Below are 25566 nucleotides of genomic sequence, written 5' to 3' on the forward strand. Positions count from 1 at the left end.
CCGGCCGGTACCGGCGGGGAGGCCCGCCCTCCGCCGGGGCCGGCCGGACACAGGACAGGAAGAACGACACCGGAGGTGGAACATGGACCGCTCGGAAGGCCCGCTCAAGGGAACCGTGGTCGTGGATCTGTCGCGGGCCCTCGCGGGGCCGCACACCGCGATGCTGCTCGGCGACCTCGGGGCCAGGGTGATCAAGGTCGAGCAGCCGGGCACGGGCGACGAGACCCGCGGCTGGGGTCCGCCGTTCGTCGGACCGGAGGAGGAGCGGATCAGCACCTACTTCCTCTCCTGCAACCGCAACAAGGAGTCCATCGAGCTCGACCTGAAGTCCGACGACGGCATCGAGCAGCTCACCCGGCTCGTGCGCGCCGCCGACGTCCTGGTGGAGAACTTCCGGCCGGGCGTCCTGGACCGGCTCGGCTTCTCCGTCGGCCGCCTGGAGGAGCTCAACCCCCGCCTGGTGGTCTGCTCCATCAGCGGGTTCGGGCACGACGGGCCCGAGGGCGGCCGGGCGGGCTACGACCAGATCGCCCAGGGGGAGGCCGGCCTGATGAGCCTGACCGGTCCCTCCTCCAAGGAGCCGACCAAGACGGGCGTGGCCATCGGCGACGTGCTGGCCGGGATGAACGGGGCGCAGGGCGTGCTCGCGGCCCTGGTGGAGCGGGGCCGCACCGGGCGCGGACGGGTGGTGCGCACCTCCCTGCTCTCCTCCATCGTGGGCGTGCACGCCTTCCAGGGCACGCGCTGGACCGTCGCGCGCGAGGTGCCCTCGGCGCTGGGGAACCAGCACCCCTCCATCGCCCCCTACGGCGCCTTCGCCTGCATGGACGGGATGCTCCAGGTGGCGGTGGGCGGCGAGGCGCAGTGGGCCCGGTTCGCGGGGCTGCTCGGGCTGGACGCCGAGGACCCCAGGTTCCGGGACAACGCCTCCCGCGTCGCCCACCGCGAGGCCCTGATCGCGGAGATCGAGGCGGTCCTCGACCAGGGGACCCGCGACGAGTGGCTGAGCCGGATCGGCGGGGCCGGGGTGCCCTGCGGCGCGGTGCGCACCGTCGACCAGGTCTACGAGTGGGACCAGACGCGGTCCCAGGGGCTGGTGGTGTCGGTCGAGCACCCGGTGCTGGGCGAGGTCGAGCTGCCCGGGTCGGCCCTGCGCTTCGACCCCCGCGACCCCGGTGAGTCGGAGGAGTTCGGACGCGGCTACCTGCCGCCCCCTGCCCTGGGCGAGCACAACGACGCGGTGCGGGCCTGGCTCGACGAGGTCGAGCGGGAGCGGGAGCCCGCGGCGGAGCCGGTGGGCTGACCCGGAGGGGTCCCGGAGCTGCCCCGCAGACGGGGCGCGGGTCCTCCGACCGGGCCGGTCCGCCGGGGAGCGGGCGCCGCGCACGGCCCCCGCCCGGCGAACGGGCGCCGAGCGCGGCCCCACCGGCCCGGCCTGCCCCCGGACCCCACGACCACCGTGGTGGCCATGCGAACGGCCGTACCGAGCGTCCTCCGGGCGCGGGTGCGGCCGTTCGGCGCGCCCCGGCGGGCTGCCCCGGCCTTCTGCGCGGGGCCCGCGCCGGTCCCGGCGGCACCGTGACGGCTCTCCCGCGTGCGCCGCGTCCCGTGGCCGGGCCCCGGCGGAACCGTGCGCCCCGGCCGGCGACCGCCCGGACGACCGGGACCCCTGGTTCCGGGCGCGGGCCGGCCCCCGGCGGTGAGTCCCCGGGGGTTCCGGGCACCGGCGGGCCTTGGATCGGTGACGGACCGGCCCGCTTCGGGGCGGTCCGTATCCGGCGCCGATCCGGGCCGCACCCTCCGACAGGTTTTCGATTCGGGTGCCCGGGCCGGGTCTCCCACCCCCCGGGGCGAGTGCGCGCCGGGCCGTCGCGGGGTCCCGGATCCGGTCCGACCGCAACCGCGAAATCCCCTTCCGACCGTCCCACGGCGGGTCCATGATCGGCAGCACTTCGACGCCGGTCACCGAGGAGGTCGCGACGCACACCCGGCGCGACCGCCGTTCCCGCGCGCCCGGACACGGGCGCGCACCGGCTCCCGACCACCAGAGGACTCCATGACACGAACCACGGAACCACCCGTCACCGACGACGAGACCGGCGGGGGACTGTCCCTGCCCGAACTGGCCACCCCGGTCTGGCGCCACTTCGGCTCCCAGGCGGCCGAGGCCACCTGGGCCCGGATCGCCCGCCGCATGCCGGCCCTGGCCGCCCAGGCCGCCGCGCTGGCCTGGCAGAGCAGCCCGCGGGACCTCCTCGCGACGACCGCGCTCAACATCGGCATGGGAGCGGCCACCGCGTGGGCGCTCGTCGCCACCACCGGCGTGCTCGGCGAGCTGTTCGCGGCGGCGCCCACCCCCGACCGGCTCATGGCCGCGCTGCCCTCCCTGCTGGTGCTCGCCGCGGCCCTGGCCCTGCGCGGGACCTGCTCGGCCGCCGCCGGGCGCGCCCAGGCCCGCCTGGAGCCCAAGGTCGTGCTCACCGCGGAGAGGCGGCTGCTGAGCCGGTGCACCGCCGTCGAGCTGCGGGCCTTCGACGACAGCGGCTTCCACGACCACCTCTACCGGTGCTACGCGCGCGGCAGCGACGAGGCGGGCGCGCTGGTCCGCCACACCGCCGACGTGCTCACCGGGACGGTGGGGGTCGCCGCCGCCGTCGGCGTCCTGGGCGTGCTGCACCCCGCCCTCCTCCCGCTGCTGCTCCTGGCCATGGCGCCCCAGTGGTGGGGCTCCTCGGCGGCGGCGCGCATGCGCTACCGGATGATCGTGGCCTTCACCGACGGGCACCGCCGCAAATTCCTGCTCGAACAGATCATGGTGAACCGGGACAACGCGGCCGAGATCCGCTCGTTCACCATGGAGGGGCGCCTGCTCGCCGAGTTCGACAGGGTCGCCGGCAGGGAGCTGGACATCCAGCTCGGCCTGGCCACCCGCCAGGCCCTGATCCGGCTGGCGGGCAGCGCCGCCGGCGGGCTCGCCTCCGGAGCCGTGTTCGCGGTGCTGGGGCTGATGCTGGTCGGCGGGACCGTGGAGATCGCCGTCGCGGGCGCGGCCGTGGTCGCCATCCGGGTCGCGCAGGGGGCGCTGGGCAACGCCCTGTCCTCCCTCACGCACGTGTACGAGTCCGGACTGTACTTCTCCGACTTCGTCGCCTTCGAGGAGGAGGCCGCGCTGCGGCTGCCCCCGGCCGAACCGGAACCGGCCCCCGAGGGGTTCGAGGAGATCCGGGTCGAGAACGTCACCTTCACCTACCCGAGCGGGGGGAAGGGGGACGCGCCGGCCCTGGACGAGGTCAGCCTCACCCTCCGGCGCGGCCGGACCGTGGCGCTCGTGGGGGAGAACGGCTCGGGCAAGACCACCCTGGCCAAGCTCCTGTCCGGCCTGTACGCGCCGGAGAGCGGAAGGATCCTCTGGGACGACACCGACCTGGCCGGGGTGGACGGGACCGGTCTGCGGCGGCGCATCTCCGTCATCGCCCAGGACCACACCCACTGGCCGCTCACGGCCCGGCGCAACGTCGTGATGAGCAGCCCCGGCGACGACCCCGGGCGCCTGGAGCGCGCGGCCCGCGCCGCACGCGCCGACACGGTCGTGGCGGAGCTCGCCCACGGGTGGGACACCCTGCTGGACAAGCGCTTCGTGGACGGCGCCGAACCGTCCGGGGGCCAGTGGCAGCGGCTGGCGGCGGCCAGGGGCTTCTACCGGGGCGACGACGGCGACGCCACGCCCCTGCTCATCGCCGACGAGCCCACGGCGGCGCTCGACGCCCGGGCCGAGCACGCCTTCTTCGCCTCCCTGCACGCCCACGCCGGACGCACCGGGGCGGCCGTCGTCCTGATCACGCACCGCCTCGCGTCCGTGCGGATGGCCGACCACATCGTCGTCCTCCGCAAGGGCCGCGTGGTGGAGGAGGGCGCCCACGCCGACCTGTTGGAGGCCGACGGGCTCTACCGGGAACTGTGGGACCTCCAGGCCGCCGCCTACCGGTGGTCCGTTCCGGAGAGCCGCCACAGCGCCTGACCCCGGGGGCGGTGGCGCCGTGCCCGTCACCGCCCCTCCCGCCCGCGGTCCCCGGGGCGCGCCCCCGGGCCCCGTTCGGGAGGCCGGTGCCCAGACCAGGCCGGGCACCAGCGGCGGTAGGGGCAGTCCCGGCACACCCTGCCCGGGGTCGGGGCGTGCTCCAGGTCGCGGTGCCAGGGCCCGGCGAGCCCGTGGACCACCTCACGCGCCTCGGTCCTCACCCGGGCGGCGCCGGGATCGACGGTGCGCAGGTCGGCGCCGTCGGGGGTGAGGGCCTCCAGTTCGACCGCGGACCCCGGCTCCAGGGGGAGCACCCCTGACGCGAAGAGCAGGACGGCCAGGGCCAGCGCGGGCTCGCGTGCCATGAGCCCGCGCTCGTCCGGGGGCGGGCCCGCGGTCGTCGGAGCGACGTCCCGCCAGCTCCAGGCGCCGTCCCGGTGGAGCAGCAGGTCGGGCCTGGCCAGGACGAGGACGTCGGCCCGGGGGTCGTCGGCGGCCACGGTGCGCCCGACCCGGACATGGCTCCCGGACCGGAGCCCGTCCAGCGGGCAGACATCGACGTGGGCGGCGATCATGGCGGCGCCCGCGCGGGCCTCCCCGCCGCTGGGAGCCCACCCCTCCGTACCCCAGTCCCCGGGACCGTCGGGGAGGTCGCCGGGTCCGCACGCCCTCCGCGGTCGGCGCCCGTGCAGCCGCTCCAGCCGGGCACGGACGGCGCGGTCCCGGGCCGAGGCGCCGGCCGCCCCGGGCGGCGCGCCCTCCGGCGGGTCCCCCGGGAGGCCGAGGGAGTGGAAGTGCTCGCGCGCGGGGCAGCCCCGGAAGCGCAGGCCCCCGGCTGCGGTCCAGGACCTGCGGGGGCGTGAGCGGTCGTGGACGCCGAGGATCCCGGGGGCGGAGGGCAGGCGTCCGCAGCCGGTCCGCACCCCGCACGACAGGCAGTCGGCCCCCGGGGACCGGGCCCCGCCGACCAGGGCCGAGCGCAGGGGCTCCCTGCCGGCGGAGGAGAAGAACCCCTCGGCCTCGCGGGCCGGGGCGTCGTAGAGCACGGCGGTGGAGGAGTCCAGGCACGACGCCCGGACCACCCGCACCCGGTCGGGGGGACCGGCCGGGCCGCCGTGGCGCCCCCGCATGGGGTAGGGGACCCCGCCCCGGTAGCGTCCGGGGCGGCCCGCGTAGGCGTCGCGGTCCACCCCGGAGCCGGTGGCCAGCACGAACGCGGCCACGGCCACCTCCGCGTCGGGGAGGCTCCCGCCGTCCGCCGGGCCCGTGACCGGGACGCGCAGCTCCCGCACCCGCTGCCCGCCGTCCAGGTACGCGTACCCGCGCCCCCGCGCGCACACCTCGTAGGGCCTGGCGTGGGAGGCGCCCCGGTCGGGCATGTACTGCCGCACCCAGAAGTCGGCCACCGGAGTGCGGTCGAGGCCGTCCCTCGCGCGGTCCCCGGCCAGGCCGTCGAGGTAGGACCGCGCGGCGTGGCGCGCCCAGGCAAGCAGGCCCGGGTGCGGCGGCGCCACCCGTTCGCCCAGCACGTCGGCGCACCGCCCGCCGGGGGCGGGCAGCATCGAGCACGCGTCCCCGAGCGACAGCCCCCGGTGCTCGACCAGGTCCAGGACGGCGCCGAGGACGGCGGGCGCGGAGTCGGCGAGGGGCGGCGGGCGGGGGGCGGGGTCCCGCCGCGCGGCGTGGTCGGCCTCCGTGCGGCGGAAGGTGGGACATCCGCCCGCGGCGAGGGTCGCGGAACTGCTGAAGAGTCGGATGACGGCTGCCTGGCCGTCGCTGCCACGGGTCCGGTCGGTCACGGTGTCCTCCCTGGGAGAAGGGTGGCACGATCCGGGCCGTCCCGCCGGAGGCCTGTGGACAAACGCTCCGGGCCCTCGGAGGCGCCGTGCTCCCGGCTGTCGGCGCAGGGCCGAACGGCCTGTGGACGAACTGTCCGGGCGCGGTGGTAGAACACTCGAAGCGGACATCGTTCGCACAGAACTCAGAGAGAACGCAGGCATCCCCCCATGTCACGACGCGCCGCCGCCACCCGCTGGGTCGCGCTGCTCGCCCTGCTCACCGCCACCGGCTGCGCCCAGGTCCAGGACGCCCTGGAGTGGTTCGTCTCCCCCGCGCCGACGGTCTCCGGACTGGGCTCCTACGACGAGGTCGACCGCGACGACCCCTTCGGGGGAACCCCCGCCGAGGACTACGCCGAGGGATTCGAACCGCCCCCGGCCGAGCCCGTCGGCTCCTTCTCCGCCGCCCGGGTGGAGGAGGCCTACGGCCTCACCCAGGACCTCCTGGACGCCGTGTACCTGAACCCCGACGCGGTCTTCGACGAGGACAACAGCGAGTTCACCGGGCTGCTGGGCGAACAGGCGCTGAAGTGGTACATGAACCACCTCGGCCACGAGAACGGCGACCTGGACAGCCGGCACGTGGTCTTCAACCTCGCCCCCGGGACCGCCGAGCCCATCGGCGACGTGGTCAAGGTGGACGGCCGGATGTGGGCGGAGGAGTCCTCCGAAGGCGGCCCCGACCACCTGGCGGTCAACACCGAGTACACGATCGTCCACCCCGTCGCGCGCCCGGGCGATCCCGTGTCGGTGCGGCTGGTCACCACGCACTACGGCGAGGTGTCCTTCTTCGACACCGGGGACGGGGCCCTGGAGGCGTGGCCGAACTGGTGGCGCGGGACCGGGCCGGCGCACTGTGTGGACGGGTACAACGTCGTCCCCGCCTATCCGGACGAGCTCGCCGAGGGGGAGCAACCCCGGGGGCCGGTCGAGGACGCCTACGACCTGGAGGCCCACCGCGACGGCGACGACGGGTGCGCCGCCATCCGCGGTACCTGAGCGCGACGGGCGCCCCGGACGGGGAACACCGCTCCACGTCCGGGGAAGCTGGGGATAAACCTCCGTAAAAAGTCACTCACGGTGACGTTTTCCCCTCCCCGGGCGGTGCGGCGAAGACCCGTCCGGCACCCCCTCATCATGTTGAATGACGTGCATGATCGTGCGTCGAGTACTTCCCGATGAGATGAACGCCGTCAGCGAACTGCGCGTGATGGCCTACACGGCCGACGGCCTTGTGAACGTGAACCCGGCCCACGTCGAGGCGCTGCGGCTCCTGGGGGCGGACGGCCGCGGCGAGGTCCTGGTGGCGGCGGACGACGAACGGCTCCTGGGGACGGTCATGTTCGAGCCGTGGTCACCGGAGAGTGAGATCGCCCGCAACGCGGACGAGGCGGAGATGCGCGCGTTCGCGGTGTCGCCCGGGGCCCGGGGGCTCGGGGTCGGCCGGGCGCTGGTGAACGCCCTCGTCGACAGGGCGCGCGAGGAGGGGGTCTCCCGGCTGCTGGTGTCGGCGCTGCCCGAGATGGTCGCTGCGCAGTACGTCTACCGGGCGCGCGGCTTCCGGCGGGCGCCCGACCGCGACCTGTCCCCGCTGCCGGACGTGGAACTCCTGACCTACGAGCTCGTGGTCAAGGACTGACAGCCTGTCCGGGCGTCCGGTCCCGCCGGGGGACCTGACGCCCGGACCCCGCCGTCGGGGGAGGCGCGGGGCGGGCGCCTCAGGGGACGGCCGGGGCGGGACGGACCCGGCGCGCCGCATCGGCCAGGGACGCGCCCAGCGCCCCTCCGCAGATCCGGTCCAGCACCGTGTCGGAGACCGGGTGCCCGGTCAGCCACACGGCCCGGGCGAACTCCTCCGGGAACCGCGCGTACCGCTCCCGGTCCGACTCCGGCAGCGGCCGGCCCGCGTCGAGCCGGATCGCGTAGCGGTCGAGCACGGCCCACACCGCCTGGTGCGACAGGGGGTCGGTGTCCGTACCTCCGCGCAGCCCCCGTGCCCACCCGCCCAGGACGGGGTGGTGCACGTACAGCCGGAGGACGGGGGAGAGGTCCTCGTCCAGGGCCGACAGGACATCGGCCACCCGCTGCCTGCGGTGCCAGGCGCCGGGCGCGTCGCAGGCCTCCAACAGGTCGCACACGGCGCTCTCGGTGTCGCGGGCGGCCAGCCACCCCTCCACCAGCCCCTCGGCGTCCACGGGGCGCCCCCCGTCCGCGAGCGCGAGCACGTCCTCGGCGCCCATCCCGTCGAGGGGCGGGGCGACCGCGACGTCGGCCCCCGACTGCCGCAGCTGGCGCACCGTGAAGTGGTCGCCGAGCCGGGTCACGCGGAACCGTCCTCCGCCGGCGGGGGCCACGGCCCCCAGGGCGGCCAGGGCGTCGAGCACCCGGGCGGAACGGCGCCCGGGGTCCTCGCCCCCGGGCGCGGCCCCGGGGACGAGGACCCCGGCCAGCTGGGCGGGCGTACGGGGCTCACCGTGCGAGAACAGGTCCGCGAGCAGCAGGAACGCCGTCATCCCTGGCCCGCCGACCATGGTGAGCAGGGCGTCCGACCAGGCGTCGGCGAGGGCGCCCGGGACCTCCTCCGCGAGCGCCCGGGCGGCCCGTCCGGGCAGGACGCGCGTGTACGTCGTGCGCAGCAGGCCGCAGTGGCGGGCGACGGCGAACAGCGACCGCACCTCGGCGGGCGTCCGGCCCAGCGCGGCGGCGGCCCCGGCGGTGTCGGACCGGGTGAGCTCGTCGTCCCCGTCCGAACGGAGGTCCCTGCCGCCGCCCACCCAGGCGGCGAGGCGGACGGCGTCGGACAGCGGGCGGCACAGGCGCGCGGCCGCGTCCAGCTCCTCCGGGCGCCCGGCCACGACCGGGCGCGCCGGTCCGGAACTCCCGCCCTCCCCCACGCCGAACCGGTCCAGGAGCGGCAGCACGTCCTGGTCCGCGTCCGCCCCGTCCGCCGGATCGCGGGCGCCGGAGGACCCGCCCGGGGAGAGGTCGACCGAGGCGATGGCCCGGCGGAGCCTGCGGGGGCTCTCCGCGGACAGCAGATCCCCCTTCTCCACCAGGAAGTCGCACCACGTCAGCCAGGTGTCCCTGAGGCCGGCGGGCGTCCGGTCCCAGTGCCGGACGGTGCGGGCGATGTCGTGCACGTCGGCGGTGGACCAGTCGCCGGGGTCGGGCGCACCGGCCTCCAGGTGCGCGGTCAGGAGGAAGAGCAGGGTGTCGGGGTCCAGGACGGGGCGGGGGTCGACGCCCCCGGCCCACTCCAGACACGCGCGCACGGCGGAGTAGATGCGATCAGTCATTGCCCTATCACCCGGAGTGGTGTGAGTCGCCGAAAGGGCCTCAGGCTAACCGTGCCGTGCGCTGTGGCGTGGGAGAACGCCGAAATCGCCCACGGGCCGGGGCGGATGCGGCGGAACGGCGCGCGGGACCGCTCCGCGGGACGCGGTCGGGGTCCGTTCCGGGGCGGGCGGGTGTGTGCGTCCGGGGTCCGCCCGGGAGACCGCCCGCGCGGGCGGACCCGTGTCCGGTCCCCTCCGCGAGACCGGAGAGGCCACGGGGCCTCGTCCCGGGGCCGTCACGGGGTCACAGGCCGGCGTCGGTGAGGATGCGGTACATCCGGGTCGGCCGGAGCGCGGGGTTGGCAGCGGCGTTGTCGGCGACATGGGGGTCCGGGTCCGACAACAGCTGCTCCAGCAGCGCGTCCGTGACGTTGGGGTGCTTGGCGACCCCACTGCGCAGGAAGGACTCGTCGGCCGCGGCGAGTCGCCGGAGGGCTGTCACGGGCAGGTCCGGGTCCTGCAGGGCGAGGAGGCGTACCCGCGGGTCCGCTTCGTCGACGAGCGCGGGCAACGTGTGACGGGGGTAGTTGGGGTGGTCGACGAGTACCGGCCGGTCGGAGAAGACCTCCCCCTCGGCGCGGACCAGCCGTTCCAGTACGTCCGGTGGCGTGTCCGGCCGGCGGGCGGCAGCCCGGCGGACCACGGGGTCAGGGTCCTCGTCCAGCCGTCGCCAGGCCTCTTCGGGAAGGTCGTCACAGGAGGCCAGTACGAGCCGGAATGCCCTGTGCGGGCTGTCCAGGTAGCGCATCCGCTCGTCGAGGGGTACGTCGCGCACCCAGTCCGGTCCGGCGGGGTTCCAGCTCAGCGCGAAATCGGCCGCGAGACCGCCCTCCGCGCGTTCGGCCTCCAGAAGCGCGTACAACCTGTCCCGTGTCGCGTCGTCCACGTGGCGGCTGTTCGCCACCGCGACCCGCACGAACGGGTCGTCGACGTCCCGCAGCCGGGCGACCATCTTCGCCGACAGGTGCGGGTTTTCGGCGAGAGCCCCATGGATCTCCTCCCCTCCGCTCCGCATGAGCTGTGTGAACTGGTCCGGGGTGAGCGGGGCGTGGCGTGCCACGTGGCCACGTGTAGCGGGGTCTGCGAGACAGCGCTCCCGCCAGTCCGGTGGGACACCCGGCCGGCCCGCCGCGGTGGCGGCTGCGCGGACCTGTGGATCCGGGTCGGCCAGCAGCTCCACCTGTACGGAGAGGGGTCGGTCGTGCCAGGTCCGCGCGACCGCGGCGCGCAGTCTCGCGTTCGGCGCGCCGACGAGTACGGTCCGGGGACGGCCGTAGGCCTCCTCCAGGTCGTCGATGCCGAGCGGCGTTCCTTGCTCCACCATCTCGCGGACGAAGTCCGTGTACGCGTCACGGATCGCCGGATCGGGGTGTTCGGCGACCCTTCGCCGCATCGCAGGGGAGACCCGCTCCCCGCGGAGGACCAACGCCGTCCTGGCGTCGCCGAACGTCAGCAGGGCCTCGACGACGGCGTCCTCCAGTCTTCCGGGACGCCGTGAGATCTCGGGCCGAGCCGCCCTGTGCGCGGCCAGGCGCACCAGGACGTCCTGGGGGGCTGCCGGATTCCGTCCCAGTCCGGTCAGTTGCGGATGTTCGGAGCTCACCATGGGCCCAACCTAGACCGCCGTCGGGGCCCGTCCCCGACGGCCCCGGCGCCGGGGGCCCGGCTCGGGCGGCCGTCACGGTACGGGCCGGGAAGGCCCGGGGGCCGCCCTGTTTTCTTTGTCAGCAGTTCACGTGGAGTTCTGTTTCGAGGGCGTTTTGCCCACAAGGTCCTGATGCGGCCGTAGGGCGGGTTCCCTCGGAAGTTCGGGTGTCGTTCTGTCGGGAGAGAGTCGCTTTTTCCCCATTGGGACCCCTGCGGGAGCGGTGTGTTCCTTGCGAGCAAAGGGGCTGGGTAAGAGGCGGTTGGGCGTCCCGGAGTGCGGGGATATTTCGATTCCGAGTGCCGCGAACTCTCCCGGGGTGATTGGCGGAAGAATCGAACACCTCTCCGTGTGTTCGGGTTGTTTCCCCGGTCGGGAGGTGTAATTCGCGCAGTCGTCCCATCCGACCTCCGGTCGTGCGAGATGCGCGAATCAGACAATTGGCTGTATGGGAGGAAAAATGAAAGAATACCGCATCGAGACCATCGACGACTTCACCGACCTGCTCCAGCGCTGGTATGCGGCGGATCACGAGGGTTTCGCCACCATGTTCGACGCGGCGGTCAAGAACGTGAAGCCGATCCCGGAGGGGACCGGGCCCGAGGTTCGGCACGACTGGCGAAACAGTACGATCGACGACCTGTGCGACTTCTTTCGCGCCTGGGACAAATGGGAGCCGGGGGTCGACAGCGGGCTCGTCTTCATCGAGAAGTTCAGCTGGCTCAACTACGAGAACGACTACGGGATGGTCTTCGTCACCTCCGGTCCCGGATGTGAGATGACCGCCCTATTCACCGAGTTCCAAGGGCGTTACATGGACTCCGAGAAATCGCTCGGGCTCGTGGAGAAGTGGAAGAGGCAGCTCGGGCCGAGGATGGACGACTATGTCGTGCCGCCGGGTGGATTCAGGAACTTCAACGACTTCTTCGTCCGGAGGGTGAAGGACGGGAAACGCCCGATCGACGCACCCGCGGACGAAACCGTCGTGGTCGCCCCCGCCGACTGCGTCATCAACATGATCGTGAACGAGCTGACCGAGGAGACGCGCATCCCGGTCAAGACGGTCACCATGAACGTCAGGGAGCTGCTCGACGGCTCCGCGTACGCGGGCAGGTTCGTCGGGGGCACCGCGGTGTCCTGCATCCTGATGCCCGACGGCTACCACCGGTACCACTCCCCGGTCGGGGGACAGGTCGTGGAGTCCAACTCCGGGATCGGCGGCGTCTACTACGGCATGCGCGACCTCCCCGGACTGCTCAACGACGGGAACGTGGGCTACGGCCACGACTACAGCATGTTCGAGAGGTTCCGGCGGGGCTACCTCGTCATCGACACGGGGGACGCGGCGCGCGGACACGTCGGGATGGTGCCCGTCGGCCTCAACTCGATCGCCTCCGTCGAGTTCCGTCCCGAACTCTCCCGCGTCAGGCCGGAGAACCCGGTCGCGATCGCCAAGGGGGAGGAGGTCGGATGCTTCAAGTACGGCGGTTCGCTGAACATCCTCCTGTTCGAGAAGGGCTGCTTCCCCGCGCTCCAGCTGCTCCAGGGCCAGCGCATCGGGCTCCTGGAGGACCCGGGGAAGCCGCGCTCCCTCTTCACCGGACCTGCCGCACGCCGTCCGGGGGCGTTGCGCCCCGACCTTCCCGCGAACGGACGCCGGACCGTCCCCTGACCGCGGGGAGGCGGCCCCCGACCGGCCCCCACGCCTCTGCGGGCCGGCCCCTCCCGGCCCGCTCCCGGCCCGCTGCCGGGCCGGGGCGGAGGCGCCCCGCGAGACCGCCGGCGCCCCGGCCACTGCGTGCGCGGCGCCCCGGCTACCCGCCGGAGGTGACGAGGGTGAGACGGTGCGCCTCGGTGGGGTCGGGGCACTCCCAGCGGCGGACCAGCCTTTCGACCGCGGCGGCCGGGACGGGGGACTCCCTGCGGTCCAGGCGCGCCCGCAGCACCCCCGGCGGGGCCTCCACGGACACGATCTCCACACGGGCCCGGTAGTCGGCGGCCAGGCCGACGCACTGGTCGCGCAGCTGGCGGGAGACGTTGGTGGCGTTCCACACGAACGGGCGCCCCGCGCGCAGGTGCTCGCGGGCCCGCTCGTGGGCGGCGGCGGCCACCGGCCGCTGGTCGGCGGTCGGGCGCACGCCCAGTTCGGTGCGCAGCGCGTCCAGGCTCACGACCGGTGTGTCCGGGAGGTGGCGCGCGATCCAGGTGTCCTTGCCCGCCCCGGGCAGCCCCGACATGACGGTCACCGACGACCGGGTGTCGTCGTGGGCCGCGTAGTCCGGATCGCGGTCGGGCTTGCGGAAGAACCAGAACCGCGCGTGGTCGGAGGGGAACTCGCGCGGCCGGTCCAGGCAGCGCTGTTCGGCGCAGTACTCGCCGTACAGGCCGATGCTGTCCAGGACCTCGGCGGTGTCGCCGCAGTGCCGGCCGAGGATGTCCGCCGTGGCCAGCAGCACCAGGTCGTCGTTGCGTGCGAGCAGGCTCACCCGGAAGGCGATGTGGCGCAGGTCGGGGCGTTCGAGCGCCCAGAACGGCACCTGGTGGTGGCGGACCAGAGCCGCCACGTGCTCGCGCCACCGGGCCGCGGCGAGGCTGTCGGCCTCCGCGGCCCGGCCCGTCCGGGCCGAACCGTCCGGGCCCGCCTCCCACAGCAGGCGGCGCACCATCAGGTCGCCGCGCCGCGAGTGCCCGTGCGCGGTCACCCGGCCGTCCCCGTCCCGGCGCGTGCAGTAGGGCTTGGCGACGTCGTGGAGCAGGACCGCGGCGAACAGCCGCACCCTCTCCGGCGCGGGCCTGGCCCGCCAGCCGGGCAGCCCGGACAGGGCCTCGCAGGCCATCCGGGTGTGCACCTCCACGTCGCCCTCGGCGTGGTGCACCGGGTCCTGTTCCACCCCCGCCAGGTCGCGCACCCACGGGAACGCCTCCCTGACCCGGTCCCAGTCCAGCTCCCAGTACGGGGGAGCCGGGCACAGCTCAGCGAAGACCCGCATGGAGCACCTCCGGGTCGGCGAGGCCGTTCGCGATCACCGGCCGGTCCAGCCAGTGCGAACCCGAGTCCAGGACGGCGGCCGTGAACCCGGGGCGCACCCACTTGTACCGGTCGACCGTGCGGCCGCCCTCCTCGACCTTGACGTACAGGCCCTCCATCAGGTCGGAGCCGTCCCCCTCCGCCAGCGCCCGCTCCGGGTCGGCGCCGCCCGCCACCGCCGCCCGGGCCAGGGCCTCGCGCCAGCCGGCCGTCCGGCAGGTGGAGGCGCCCACCAGGGAGACCAGGTCCTCCAGGCGGTCCAGGGGGCCGGAGCGCAGCACGGGCACCGACACCACGGGGATCCCTTCCAGGAGCTCCCTGCGGCGCGGGGTGGACAGGAACGCGTCCTCCCGGGTGTCCAGCACGTCGAACTCGCAGAAGTAATGGGGGAGGGCGTCGTAGAAGACGGTGTGCCTGGCGTACATCCACTCGCCGTAGAGGACGTACCTCTCGCCGAGGCGAGGCCACAGCAGGTGGGCGACGGTGGCGGCCCACGCCTTGAACGGGGCGAACTGCCGCTCGCGGGGCCCGCCCGTCAGGTAGTGGCCGCGGCTCTGCAGCAGGAGCGCGCCCCCGGGGCCGAAGCTGATGCCGGTGTTGGCGCCGTCGAGCTTCTCCTCCACGACCAGGTGCCGGCCGGCCAGCTCCCCGAAGGGCACGGCGGCCAGGTCGTGGTCGCCCGCCTGGAGGCGGGAGCCGCGGATGTGCCGGGTCCGGGGGTACTTGCGCATGGGTGCGGTTCTACACGCCGGCGCCGCCGCGCCGCCACCCGTTTTCCCCGGCATCGGCCGCGGCGCGCCACGGGGCCGGGGCTCAGGCCAGGTGACGGCGCGAGCCCGGGGAGGCGGCGTCGGCCGCGGCGCGCCCCTCGACCCAGCCGTCCTCGCCGTAGGGGCCCGCACCGGCCGCGGACAGGGCCGGCAACCCGGCCGGATCCGGACCCCGCACCAGTTCGACGACCAGCGGCGCCACCATGGACAGCGCGCCCAGCAGGTCCGAGACCACCGACACCACGCACCGGTCGAGCCGGTCGACGAGCAGTCCGGAGAAGATCCCGGTCACGCCGGACGCGGCCGTGCCGACCGGCGCCGCACCGGGCCACGAGAAGCGGAGTGCGGATGTCGTCGATCCGGTGCCTCAGCCGCGGGCGAGGGCGCGCAGTTCCTCCAGGCTCGGGGCACGGGACTCGGGGGCGTCGGCGTCCACCCTTCCACCATGGGGGTCGTCGACCCTCCCGGCGCAGGACCGGAGCGCCTCCAGCGCGGTCAGCCCCTCACCGCGCAGGCGCACGTGCTCCATCGTCCACCAGCCGCGGGCGGCGTTGCCCGCCGTGTCGGGCGGCAGGAGGGGCTGGAAGTCACTGGCCTCCTCGGTCTCGGAGGCCCACAGGTACCCGATGAGGCGGCCGTCCCGGTGCACGGGGAGGTACAGCACGGGGCCCGCGGTGGTCGGGACGTAGGAGCGGCCGACCAGCACCGGGGCCAGCGCCTCGTCGCTCCACCGGTCGAACGCCCCCTGCCCCGCGCCCGGCGCGCGGGCCGGACCCCCGGCGCCGTCGGCCCCGCGGGACGGATCGGGCTCCGCCCCGCCCCGGTCCGTTCGGTACCCGTCCTCGGGTGAGTGCCCACCGTCCATGCCGTCCCCACTTCCTCTCGTCTCCAGCTGTCACTGCGGTACCGGGTGTCCTGCCCGGATCAGGGGGGAGGGATCCCGTCCAGGCGGTCGGCGTGCTCGGGCACGCTCCCCGGCGGGACCGCCCCGGCACGGTCGTCCTGAGGGGCCCCGGTCCAGCGTGCCAGCGCGCCGAGGGCGTCCAGCCCCTGGGCCCGGGCCAGGATCAGGCGGCGCACCCAGGCGCCCTTGGCGTTCAGCCCCGCCGGACCGGGCACGGGCAGGAACCCCGCGGCGGCCCCGTCCCGCGAAGCCCAGAGGCGGCCCAGCGGACTTCCGTCCCCCCGCAGTACCGGAACGTGCAGCACCGGCGCGTCGGTGTCGGCGGCGAACCGGGGCTCGGCGCCCGCGAAGTCCGGGCGGAACGCGTCCCGGGCGGCCTGTTCCTCGTCGGTCATCCCTTTTCCTCCGTCACGGTCGCGGGGCTGAACGGGAGCACGGTGACCCGCAGGACCCACTGCCCGGTGTCGGGGTCCTGGAGCGCGTCGTCGATCCTGAAGCGCGTTCCGCGCGGCAGGAGGAGCTCCCTCTCCGACCGTTGCACGCTGTCCGCGCCGATCCACAGGGCGGGGTGCCCCGCGGGCACGGCCAGGTGGAACTGGTAGGCGGCGGTCCGGTTCACGGTCTCGACCCCCAGCGACCCCGAGAGGAACCCCCGTTCGACGAACTCCGTGCCGATCAGGTCCGTGGGGTCGTGGAAGGGCCGCCCCGGCGGGGCCATGAAGCCCACGCTGAACACCGAGCGCCGGACCTCGACCGTTTCCGGGATCGGCTCCGTCGCCCGGTCGAGCCGCTCCATCCCCTCGCGCAGGAGGCCCCAGGTCTTCTCGGCGTTCTCCCGGGTCGGGGTGTGCCCGCCGAACCACTTCTCGACCCACGAACCGAAGAACCGGTGCCCGCTGAGTCGCAGGACCTCGGTCTCGGGGCTGGCCCGCCGGGAGAAGTCGTTGTAGAACTGCGCGTTCTTCGTGTAGGCCCGTGCGGACTCCTGCTGCTCCGGGGTCAGGGACGGGAACCGGTCGCCGAGGACGAGCCTCCCGTACCCCGCGCCGTCGGCGTCGGTGGCGAACCGGCGCACGCCGTCGGGGTCGACGCGTCCGGGGCGGTCGTCGGGCAGGTCCGGCCCAGCAGCCCGTGTCCCGTTCTCCGGGGGACCGGCGGAGTCCTCCGCGGTGGTCTCCGGGGGGACCGCGGCCGCGGCTTCGGCGACGGAGTCCAACCCCAGGAGCGCGGTCAGGAAGGCTTCGGCGCCACCGCTGAGTGCCGTTTCTTCGGGGCCGGTCACGGTGGTGTCCGTCTCGGTCAGCACGGTGAGCACCTGGACGTCCGCGGCGTCCCCGGCCCGCTGCTCCGGTGACGGAACGATCTCCGGCCGCGGCGGGACCACCACCTCGGCTTCGATGTGGAACCCCGGCAGCCCGAGCGATCCGCCCCATCCCGCGCGGGTGATCCGGTAGGTGGTGCCCCGGGCGAGGACGACCTCGCGCTCCTCCGGGTAGTCGCTCCTCTCACCGATCCACAGGCCGCGGCTGCCCGCGGGCACGGTCAGGTGGATGACGTGCCCGGATTCGGCCTGGTGGTGTTCGGCCAGCTCGTTGCCCAGGGACATGGACATGTAACCGGGCTCGGTCTGGACGGTGCCCACCAGGGAGTAGGGGTCCAGGTCCCGGAACCCGTCGAGGAACGAGACCTCGGACAGGCCGCGGACCATCTCGACCGTCTCGGGCAGTGGGCGGTCGACGGCCCGGTCGAGGCGCTCCAGGAACGCCGTCACATCGGCCGCTGTGGGGAACACGTTCCCGTTGGACCGCGCCACGACACCGGCTCCACCCGCATGCCCGTACCAGCCCGCCAGTTCCGCCTCCGGGTCCGGCGCGTCGAGGATGTACCTGACGAAACCCGCGGTGTGTTCGGGCACCCGGTCCTGCGCCAGGAGTTCCCGAAGGCGCTCGACGGTGGGCCAGGACAGGTCGTTCAGCTCGTACAGGCTCCAGCCGCGGGCCTCCATCGGGTCCGTGGTGATCTGGAGGCGGGTCTCCTCCCGCACCTCGTCCAGGCTGTCCTGGATCTGCTCGGCCGAGAGGTTGGCGCGGACGATCACGTTGAGCCATCCGTCCGCCGTGTACCCGCGCACGTCGTCGCGCTGCCGGTCGTGGAGGGTGTCGAAGGCGTGCGGGTTGTTCGCCGGATCGTGGAGCCAGCGGCCGTAGGCGTCGGCCTCCTCCACGGAGCGGAACCGCCGCACGCCTTGGTCGTCGACGTACCCCCTGCCGTCGTCGGCGGGACCGGTGCCGACCGGGATGCCGGTGGCGGTGGCGGAGGGGTCCGCGGAGGCGTCCGGGGCGGCCGCGTGTCCCGTCTCCCCGCCGGGAGCGGCCGTGTTCTGCCCGGCCCCGCCGACGGTCGCGGGAGGGGCTTTCTCCACGGCCGGCGGTCGGGCTCCGGACGCGGTGCCGTCCTGTTCCGGCAGGACGGCCTCGGCGGACAGCAGCAGGCCGTGAGCGGTCGTCTCCGCGCCGGTGACGCGATAGGACATTCCCCGGGGCAGGACGATCTCGTGGTTCGACGGCCGCGGGCCCTCCGCACCCAGCCAGAGCCCGTGCGCGCCCTCGGGCAGGGTCAGCCGGACGGTCACCGCGGGGTGTCCCAGGCCCACCGGTTCCGGGTTCACGGAGACCGTGGTGTACCCCGGGCTGCTCTGGACCGTGCCCACCAGGCCGGAGGGGGTCCTCTCGTCGTACCCCTCGGGGAACCGGAGGTCGCGGGTGTGGTTCAGGACCCACGTCGTCTCGACCGCCTCCGGGAGCGGGCGCCCCACCGCTTCGTCGTAGGTTGCGAGCAGTTCCCACGCACCCGCGGCGGAGGGGTAGGTCCCCCCGTTGGCCGCGGCCAGCGCCCCGGCCATACCGCTCCTGCGGTACAGACCGGCCAGCCGTTCCTCGGGGCGCTCCAGCGTGAGGACCGTCCGTAGGAAGCGCGTTGTCGGGGTTTCCCCCTCGGCGGCGTCCACGATCTCCCGCAGCCGCTCCAGGGTGGGCCAGGTGAGGCCGTTGGCCTCGTAGACCTCCCAGCCGCTGCTGCCGTGGGGGTCCACGACCGAGGGCCGCCCGGTACGGCTCATCGAGCGCAACCGGTCGAGTTGCGTCCGCAGGTCGCCCGTGGGCACCAGTGCCAGGTCCGCGAGCCACGGGGTGCCCGAGAACGCCGTGGCGACGCGGCGTTCCTCCGCGGGGAGGGTGTCCAGCCCCGGCATGCCGCGTTCCGCGCGCGCGGCCCGGTGCGCGTACCAGTCGGCCTCCGCGGGCGTCCGGAACCTCCGGACACCGGACGCGTCCACCCGTCCGTCCGAGAGCGGGTCCGCGAAGGCCTCCGGGAGCAGGACCACCTCCGCGGAGAGCACGGTCACGATCCCGCCCGTGTTCATGTCGAACGTGTCCCGGACACCGGTGATCCGGTAGGTGGAACCGCGGGCGAGGGTGAGTTCGCGCTGTTCGGGGTCGTGGCTGCGGGAGCCGATCCAGAGGCCGTGCGCCTCCTGGGGGACGTTGAGCCGCAGGAGGTAGCGGAAGGGGGCGGCGTCGGTCTTGAAGGCCTGTTCGCCCAGGGTGGTGGACATGTACCCGGGCTCGGTGTGGACCGTGCCCTCGAGGTCGTCGGCGTCGTACCTGCCGGCCGCGCGCAGCAGGTGGTCGATGGAGTGCATGCCCCGGGAGACGACCAGGCCTTCGGGCAGGGGGCGGCCGGTGGCGTCGTCGAGGAGGCGGAAGAGTTCCAGGACGCGGTCCACGTCGGGATAGGTCCCGCCGTTGTGGCGGGCGATGACCCCGGCGTACCCGGCGTTGTGGAACCAGTGGCGCAGCTCCGCGGCGGGGTCGCGGGCGGTGAGGACGTGGTCGACGAGTCCGACGGTGCGCGGAGGAAGGCCGTCCGGGTTCGCCCGGATCTCGCGCAGCCGGTCGAGGGTGGGCCAGGTGAGGCCGTTGGCCTCGTACAGGTCCCAGCCGTGGGCGGTCACCACGGTCGCCGCCTGCCCGGCTTCCTGCTGGGCCTTGGCCCGTATCAGTGCCAGCTGGCTCGCCACACCGGTCGGGGACAGGGGCCGGATACGTGCCAGCCGGGTGATCCAGGCGGATCTGGTGTAGGCGTCGACCATCCCCCGCTGTTCGGGGGTGAGGGTGTCGAAGGCGTGGGGGTTGTTGGCCGGGTCGTGGAGCCACTGGTCGTAGGCGTCCAGTTCCTCCACGGCGCGGAAGCGCCGGTACCCGTCGTCGCCGACCTGCCCGCGGCCGTCGCCCGCCGGAAGGCGCGACTCCTCGTCGACGAGCGTGGAGGTCTCCGAGTCGCCGTCCCCGACCTCCGCGGACGGCTCTCGCGCCGACATGTCCACGGGGACCGGCTCGGCGTCGATCTCCATTCCGTCGTCGGTGATCCGGAGGTCGGTGATGCGGTAGCCGAAGTCCCGGGGCAGGACCAGTGCGTACGGGTCGCCCGTCGCGCCCCGGCCGCCGATCCACAGGCCCCGGGCGTCTTCGGGGAGGACCATGCGGACGACCGCCACGGTGTCGCGCGGTGCGGTGGTGAAGGGCGAGTCGCCCAGGGAGACGGTGGTGTACCCCCGTTCGCGCTGGTCCCTGCCCACGACGGCGGACAGGTCGTCCCAGTCGTATCCGTCGAGTCCGGGCAGGTCCCGGTCGACATCCAGCACGAAGGACACCGCGACCGGGCCGGGCAGGGGCCGGTCCACGGCCGTGTCCATGTCCCGGATGAGCTCCAGGGCCCTGTCCCCGGTGGGGTAGACACCGCCGTTGGCCCGGGCGACCTCCCCCGCGTCGTCCGCGTTCTCGTACCAGTGGTCCAGCCGCAGCCGCGGATCGGAGGAACCGAAGATGTCCGCCGCGACCGCCCCGAACCCCGGGGAGCGGCCTCCCTCGGCGTACAGTTCGCGCACCCGGCCGAGCGAGGGCCACGACAGGCCGTTCGCCTCGTAGAGCGCCCACCCGTTGGGGGTGTCGGGGTCGGCGGCGTTCTGCAGGCCGATCCTGTTCCAGTAGTCGAGCCTGTCCTGGACGGCCGCCGGGTCGGAGGTTCCGAGCCGGGCGAGATTGCTGAGCCACGGGAACGCGGTGTGCGCGCCGATGAGGGCGCGCAGCTCCGGCGGGAGAGCGCCGTAGGTGTGCGGTTCACCGTCCCGGTCCTCCATTCGCTCCGCGTAGGCGTCCAATTCCTCCCGGGTGCGGAATCCGCGGACCTCTCCGCCGCTCGTTTCAGGGGCCGCGGCCGCGGTACCGCCGTCGTCCGTGCGATCGGGCAGGGCCCGGTCGGTGCGCCCGGCCGAGGCCGTCGGCGCGTCGTCGTCGGAGTCGTAGCGGTCGAGGAGGGGCCGGTCGTCGTCGGAGTCGTCGCGGTCCCGGGGCGGCCGGTCGTCGTACGCGTCGTCGGCGCTCTCGTGCCCGGAGTCCTCCAGGCCCAGGAGCGCGGCCAGTCCGGCCTCCTCCTCCGCGCCGAGGCCGGGTTCGTCGGGGCCCGTGACGGTGGCGTCCGTGTCGGTCGCCACGGTGAACACGTGCAGGTCCGCGGATCCCTCGACCTGCGGCGGGGCCGGGTCGGTAACCGGCCGCGGCGGCACGACCACCTCGGCCTCGATGTACAGACCCTCCAGTCCGTGGAAGCCTCCCCAGCCCGCCCGGGTGATCCGGTAGGTCGTACCCGGAGGGAGGATCAGCTCGCGCTCTCCGGGGTACCTGCTCTCCGAACCGATCCACATGCCCCGGGAGCCGCGGGGGAGGACCAGGTGCACCGCGTGCGCGTAATTGGCCGTGACCCCGGCGAGCTCGTTCCCCAGCGACGTGGACAGGAACCCGCGCTCGGTGTGGACGGTCCCCACGAGGGAGTAGGGGTCCTTGCCGTCGAAGCCTTCGAGGTGGTCCAGCTCCTCCAGACCGCGGATCACCTCGATCCCCTCGGGCAGGGGCCTGTCGATGGCCTCCGTCAGGGTCCGGAGGTGCTCGAGCGCGAGTTCCGGGGTCGGGAACACGTCGCCGCTCGACCTGGCGATCTCCCCGGCCTCACCGGCGTGCACGTACCAGTGGTCGAGTTCCTGCTGCGGGTCCTGTGCGTCCAGGATGTACCGGACGAAGCCCTCGGCCCTCTCCGGAACGCGCCCCTGGGCCAGGAGTTCCCGCAGCCGGTCCAGGGTCGGCCACGCGAGGCCGTTCATCTCGTACAGTTCCCAGCCGCGCGAGCCCATGGGGTTGGTCTCGAACGCCGCGACGGTGTCCTGGCGCATCAGGTCCAGCGTGATCCCCACCTGGTCCGCGCTCATGGAATTGCGGGCCACGGTGTTGAGCCAGCCCTCGATCGTGTAGCCGACGATCCGGTTCCGGTGCGCAGGGTCCAGGGCGTTGAAGGCGTGCGGGTTGTTGGCCGGGTCGTGGAGCCACAGGTCGTAGGCGTCGAGTTCCTCCTCGGTGCGGAACCTCCGGATCCCGGTCCCGTCGACGTACCCCCGTCCGTCGCCGGGCACGTTCCCGGTGCGGAGCGTGTCCGGCCCGGCGGCGGCGGCGTCGTTCGTCCCGTCGACCGCGGCCCCGGCCGAGGCGGGCGGCGCACTCACCGCCGCGGGCGCGGCGGTGTCGTCCGCCGGCACGTGCACCCGCGCGGTGATCACGGGTCGGCCGCCGGACGTGTCCACGGAGTCGATCCGGAACCCGGTCCCCGGCGGGAGGATGATCTCCTGGTTCTGGGGGCGGGGGCCCGCGCCGCCCAGCCAGAGGCCGTGGGCCCCCGACGGCAGGACGAGACGGACGACCGCGGCAGCCCCTTCGCCCGGGGCGGCCGACCGCGGGTTGAGCGCGACCGCGGTGTATCCCCGGGTGACCTGCTCGGTCCCGACCAGCGCGGAGGGGTTGTGCGGGTCGAACCCGTGCCACTGCTCCCGCGCCGCCGTGGGGTCCGGGTACCAGGTGCTCTCGACCGCGTCGGGCAGCGGACGGCGGACGGCGTCCTCGTAGGAGGCCAGCATGTCCAGCAGCCTCTCGGGCGAGGGGTAGGCGCCCCCGTTCGCGCGGGCCAGGACCCCGGCGGGCCCGGCGGCGTTGTACAGCCCGCCCAGCTTGCGGGCCGCCTCCTGGGGACCGTGCCTGAGGAGGTCGGTGATGAATCGTGCCCGTGCGGGGTTGCCCACCCGCTCCGCGGGCAGGAGCTGGAGCAGCCGCTCGGGGGAGGGCCAGGTGAGGCCGTTCGCCTCGTACAGCTCCCACCCGAGGACCCGCTGCCGCTCCGCGGGGGTGGAGGCCTGGGTGACACGACTCGCCGCGCGTAGGGAGTCCAGCAGTTCCCGGGCGCCGTCCGGGTCCGCCGGGGTGAGGTCGACCCCGGGAGCGAGCGCGCTGAGGGCGCGGGCGAGGTCGTGCCGTGCCCGGGGGAGCGCGTTGACGGTGTGCGGGTTGTGCGCCGGGTCGTGAAGGCGGTGGCCGTACCAGTGGGCCTCCTCCGCGTTCCAGAACCTGCGGACGCCGTCCTCACCCGTGCTCCCCTCCGAGAAGAGGTCGGGCACCGCACGTGGCAGGGGGACCACGGTCGCGGTGACCACGGTCTGCGGGCCGCCGGATTCGGGGTCGATCCTGTCCTGGACACCGGTGATGCGGTACGTGGTGCCGCGGCCGAGGGTGAGCTCCATCTGCTCCGGGTCGTGGCTGCGTGTACCGATCCAGAGGCCACGGCTCCCCTGGGGCACGTCCAGGCGCAGCAGGAAGGGGAACCCGTCCACGTCCGTCTTGAACGGGGAGTCGCCCAGGGTGGTGGACATGTAGCCGGGCTCGGTGTGGACGGTGCCCACCAGCCTGCGGGGGTCCGTGCCCCCGGTCGTGCGCAGGAGGTGGTCGATCGACTGCATGCCGCGGGACACGGCCATGCCCTCGGGCAGCGGGCGGTCGACCGCGCCGTCCAGGAGGCGGAACAGCCGCCTGGTCTCGGCGGCGTCGGGGTAGACGCCCCCGTTGAGCCGGGCGATGACCCCCGCGTATCCGGCGTTGTGGAACCAGTGGTCGAGTTCGGCACGGGGGTCGGGGGCGTCGAGGACGTACCGGATGAGCCCCCGGGTCCGCGGGGGCAACGGCTGCGGGGAGGCCGCGATCTGGCGCAGTCGTTCCACGGACGGCCAGGACAGCCCGTTGGCCTCGTACAGGTCCCAGCCGTGGGCCGTCTGCGCCGTGTCGGGGTCGGCCGCCTCGGACCGGGACTGCGCGCGCCACTCCATCAGCTGTCGCGTGACGGTCTGGGGCAGGAAGGGCCGGATGCGGGCGACACGGGTGATCCAGGCCGACCTGGTGTAGGCGTCGACCATCCCGCGCTGTTCGGGGGTGAGGGTGTCGAAGGCGTGGGGGTTGTTAGCCGGGTCCTGGAGCCACCGGTCCTGCCCCTCGATCTCCTCGGGGGAGTCGAAGCGGCGGATGCCGTCCTCGTCGAGAGACCCCCTGCCATAGGTGTCCGCGTCCGAGGTGTCCGAGGCGTCCGATTCCGAGCCGGCGTCGGTCTCGTCGTCTCCGTGACCCCCGTCGTCGTGGACCGCGGCGGACTCCGCCGGGGGCGCGGCCACCGGTCGCGGTTCCGCGGGCAGGGCCACGGCGGTGATCTCCACGATCCCGTCCGACTCCGTGACGCCGGTGACGCGGTAGCCGGTGCCGCGGGGGAGGAGGAGCGTGTACGGGTCGGAGGTGCCCGCCCTGTCGCCGATCCACAGGCCGCGCCCGCCCTCCGGCACGCTCAGGCGGACCAGGACCGTACCGTCGCCGTCGTCTCCCGTGGCCGGTGAGCGGTCCAGGGAGGTGCGCAGGTACCCAGCCTCCCGCTGCTCGGTGCCCACCAGCGAGGAGGGGTCGCCCTCGACGTACCCGCCGAGCCCGTGGAGGCCTTCGTCCCCGCTCAGCGCGAAGGTCACCTCCACGGGGCCGGGAAGCGGCCGGTCGGTCGCGGCGTCCAGGGTGCGCAGGGTGTCCAGGACCCGGTCGGCCGTCGGGTAGGCGCCGTCGGCGGCCTTGGCCAGGGCTCCGGCCTCGTCCGCGTTGTCGTACCAGTGGCGCAGCCGTCGGGCGGGGTCGGGCGCCTTGAAGATGTCGTCGACGAGCCGGTTGAAGGTGTGGGTGTTCCCGCCGTCGGAGTGGATCTCCCGGATATCGGTGAGCGTCGGCCACCGGTTCCCGTTCTTCTCGTAGAGCGGCCAGCCGTTGAGGTCGTCACCGCTGGCGTTGTCGCCCGCGTCGTACGTCAGGTCCTCCAGCCTGTTCTGGACGGAGGCGGTGTCCAGCGAGGGGGTCCGGGTGAGGGACGAGAGCCAGCCTGTGGCCGCCTGCGCCACGACGGCCTCGCGCTGGTCCCGGGGCAGCGCGTCGAAGGTGTGCGGGTTGGTGCCCGGGTCGTCGAGCTCCGCGGCGCGGGCGGCCGGGTCCTCCAGCCCGAGGAGGCCGGCCATCCCGTCTTCCCGATCGCGCCTCCACCCGGGCCCGTCGACCTCGGCCGGGTCCTGGTCCGTCGTCTCCATCAGGAACACGGTGATCTCGTCGTCCGTGTTCGACTCGGGCGCCGATCGGGCCGGAACCGGCTGCGGGGACGGTCCGCCCCCCGGGGCGGATGACTCCTCACCGGTCACCGGTCCGCTCCGGACGGGCGGGGGCTGCTCGTTGAGTGCGCTGCGGAACGTGTCCAGGAGCGGGGCGGCCTCGGGACGCTCCCCCGGCTCCGGCTCCGCCCGGTCGCTCAGGGGCGCGACGCTCCCGGGACGGTGCGGCGGCGTCGGCGGTGCGTCGGGCGTATCCGGGAACGAGTCCCGGGCCTCTCCGGCGTCGGACTCGCCGCGGGTCGCGACGCTCTCCGCGGCCTCGGCGGACGGCTGGTCCGCGGATCCGAGCGCCGCCGCCGGGCCCGACGACTCCCCGGACTGTTCTTGCGGGGCCGGTGCGTCTTCGTTGCCGTCCACGAGCGCCGTGTTGACGGTTTTCACGGTGTTCGGTGCGTCGTAGGGGGAGGGGCCCCGG

At 74.3% G+C, this 25566-nt stretch carries 14 protein-coding genes; 5 read left to right on the forward strand and 9 right to left on the reverse strand.

What is annotated here, in order from left to right; translation table 11 throughout:
* The first annotated feature begins 82 nt into the window (after positions 1 to 82).
* Entirely contained in the window at positions 83 to 1303 is a 1221-nt protein-coding gene (locus ABZ234_RS06795; RefSeq protein WP_355011322.1) for a CoA transferase, read from the forward strand.
* A gap of 753 nt (positions 1304 to 2056) precedes the next feature.
* Positions 2057 to 4018, forward strand: coding sequence for an ABC transporter ATP-binding protein (locus tag ABZ234_RS06800; protein WP_355011323.1), 1962 nt, complete (start codon positions 2057 to 2059; stop codon positions 4016 to 4018).
* Between the two features lie 26 nt (positions 4019 to 4044).
* On the opposite strand, the gene ABZ234_RS06805 is transcribed toward ABZ234_RS06800, so the two are convergent.
* Positions 4045 to 5817 (reverse strand): PD-(D/E)XK nuclease family protein, encoded by a 1773-nt coding sequence (locus tag ABZ234_RS06805; RefSeq protein ID WP_355011324.1) that lies wholly within the window; start codon positions 5815 to 5817, stop codon positions 4045 to 4047.
* A gap of 207 nt (positions 5818 to 6024) precedes the next feature.
* On the opposite strand from ABZ234_RS06805, the gene ABZ234_RS06810 reads away from it, so the two are divergent.
* Entirely contained in the window at positions 6025 to 6855 is an 831-nt protein-coding gene (locus tag ABZ234_RS06810) for a hypothetical protein (protein ID WP_355011325.1), read from the forward strand.
* A 184-nt stretch (positions 6856 to 7039) separates the two neighbouring features.
* Entirely contained in the window at positions 7040 to 7495 is a 456-nt protein-coding gene (locus tag ABZ234_RS06815) for a GNAT family N-acetyltransferase (protein WP_267950339.1), read from the forward strand.
* Between the two features lie 79 nt (positions 7496 to 7574).
* Here the strand turns inward: ABZ234_RS06815 and ABZ234_RS06820 are convergent, their stop codons facing one another.
* Together ABZ234_RS06820 and ABZ234_RS06825 are read right to left on the reverse strand one after the other, a co-directional pair.
* Entirely contained in the window at positions 7575 to 9152 is a 1578-nt protein-coding gene (locus tag ABZ234_RS06820) for a hypothetical protein (protein WP_355011326.1), read from the reverse strand.
* Positions 9153 to 9435: 283 nt separating this feature from the next.
* Positions 9436 to 10797 (reverse strand): hypothetical protein, encoded by a 1362-nt coding sequence (locus ABZ234_RS06825; RefSeq protein ID WP_355011327.1) that lies wholly within the window; start codon positions 10795 to 10797, stop codon positions 9436 to 9438.
* Between the two features lie 499 nt (positions 10798 to 11296).
* Between ABZ234_RS06825 and ABZ234_RS06830 the strand changes: the two genes are divergently transcribed.
* A complete protein-coding gene (locus ABZ234_RS06830) occupies positions 11297 to 12508 on the forward strand; it encodes a phosphatidylserine decarboxylase (protein ID WP_355011328.1) in 1212 nt (403 codons plus the stop codon).
* A 142-nt stretch (positions 12509 to 12650) separates the two neighbouring features.
* Here the strand turns inward: ABZ234_RS06830 and ABZ234_RS06835 are convergent, their stop codons facing one another.
* From ABZ234_RS06835 to ABZ234_RS06860, 6 genes are all read right to left on the reverse strand, one after another.
* Positions 12651 to 13826: an AAA family ATPase gene (locus ABZ234_RS06835; protein WP_355011329.1), complete on the reverse strand. Its 1176-nt coding sequence runs from the start codon at positions 13824 to 13826 to the stop codon at positions 12651 to 12653.
* Positions 13810 to 14595 (reverse strand): RNA ligase family protein, encoded by a 786-nt coding sequence (locus ABZ234_RS06840; RefSeq protein ID WP_355011330.1) that lies wholly within the window; start codon positions 14593 to 14595, stop codon positions 13810 to 13812. The genes ABZ234_RS06835 and ABZ234_RS06840 overlap by 17 nt, the downstream gene beginning before the upstream one ends.
* A gap of 82 nt (positions 14596 to 14677) precedes the next feature.
* Positions 14678 to 14926, reverse strand: a complete 249-nt coding sequence (locus ABZ234_RS06845; protein ID WP_355011331.1) for a hypothetical protein — start codon at positions 14924 to 14926, stop codon at positions 14678 to 14680.
* Between the two features lie 75 nt (positions 14927 to 15001).
* Positions 15002 to 15499: a hypothetical protein gene (locus ABZ234_RS06850; RefSeq protein ID WP_355011332.1), complete on the reverse strand. Its 498-nt coding sequence runs from the start codon at positions 15497 to 15499 to the stop codon at positions 15002 to 15004.
* A 59-nt stretch (positions 15500 to 15558) separates the two neighbouring features.
* A complete protein-coding gene (locus tag ABZ234_RS06855; protein ID WP_355011333.1) occupies positions 15559 to 15933 on the reverse strand; it encodes a hypothetical protein in 375 nt (124 codons plus the stop codon).
* Entirely contained in the window at positions 15930 to 25508 is a 9579-nt protein-coding gene (locus ABZ234_RS06860; RefSeq protein ID WP_355011334.1) for an ADP-ribosyltransferase, read from the reverse strand. Before ABZ234_RS06860 ends, ABZ234_RS06855 begins: the two co-directional genes overlap by 4 nt.
* Positions 25509 to 25566: the final 58 nt, after the last annotated feature.

Origin of the sequence: Nocardiopsis sp. NPDC006198 (assembly GCF_040613895.1) — a bacterium.
Taxonomy (GTDB): Bacteria; Actinomycetota; Actinomycetes; order Streptosporangiales; family Streptosporangiaceae; genus Nocardiopsis; species Nocardiopsis tropica.

What these genes read in the sequence shown, in the direction of transcription:
- ABZ234_RS06795 (WP_355011322.1), top strand. Translation starts at nt 83, where the DNA reads ATGGACCGCTCGGAAGGCCCGCTCAAGGGAACCGTGGTCGTGGATCTG.
- ABZ234_RS06800 (WP_355011323.1), top strand. Translation starts at nt 2,057, where the DNA reads ATGACACGAACCACGGAACCACCCGTCACCGACGACGAGACCGGCGGG.
- ABZ234_RS06810 (WP_355011325.1), top strand. Translation starts at nt 6,025, where the DNA reads ATGTCACGACGCGCCGCCGCCACCCGCTGGGTCGCGCTGCTCGCCCTG.
- ABZ234_RS06855 (WP_355011333.1), bottom strand. Translation starts at nt 15,933, where the DNA reads ATGACCGACGAGGAACAGGCCGCCCGGGACGCGTTCCGCCCGGACTTC.
- ABZ234_RS06815 (WP_267950339.1), top strand. Translation starts at nt 7,040, where the DNA reads ATGAACGCCGTCAGCGAACTGCGCGTGATGGCCTACACGGCCGACGGC.
- ABZ234_RS06830 (WP_355011328.1), top strand. Translation starts at nt 11,297, where the DNA reads ATGAAAGAATACCGCATCGAGACCATCGACGACTTCACCGACCTGCTC.
- ABZ234_RS06825 (WP_355011327.1), bottom strand. Translation starts at nt 10,797, where the DNA reads ATGGTGAGCTCCGAACATCCGCAACTGACCGGACTGGGACGGAATCCG.
- ABZ234_RS06850 (WP_355011332.1), bottom strand. Translation starts at nt 15,499, where the DNA reads ATGGACGGTGGGCACTCACCCGAGGACGGGTACCGAACGGACCGGGGC.
- ABZ234_RS06835 (WP_355011329.1), bottom strand. Translation starts at nt 13,826, where the DNA reads ATGCGGGTCTTCGCTGAGCTGTGCCCGGCTCCCCCGTACTGGGAGCTG.
- ABZ234_RS06840 (WP_355011330.1), bottom strand. Translation starts at nt 14,595, where the DNA reads ATGCGCAAGTACCCCCGGACCCGGCACATCCGCGGCTCCCGCCTCCAG.
- ABZ234_RS06820 (WP_355011326.1), bottom strand. Translation starts at nt 9,152, where the DNA reads ATGACTGATCGCATCTACTCCGCCGTGCGCGCGTGTCTGGAGTGGGCC.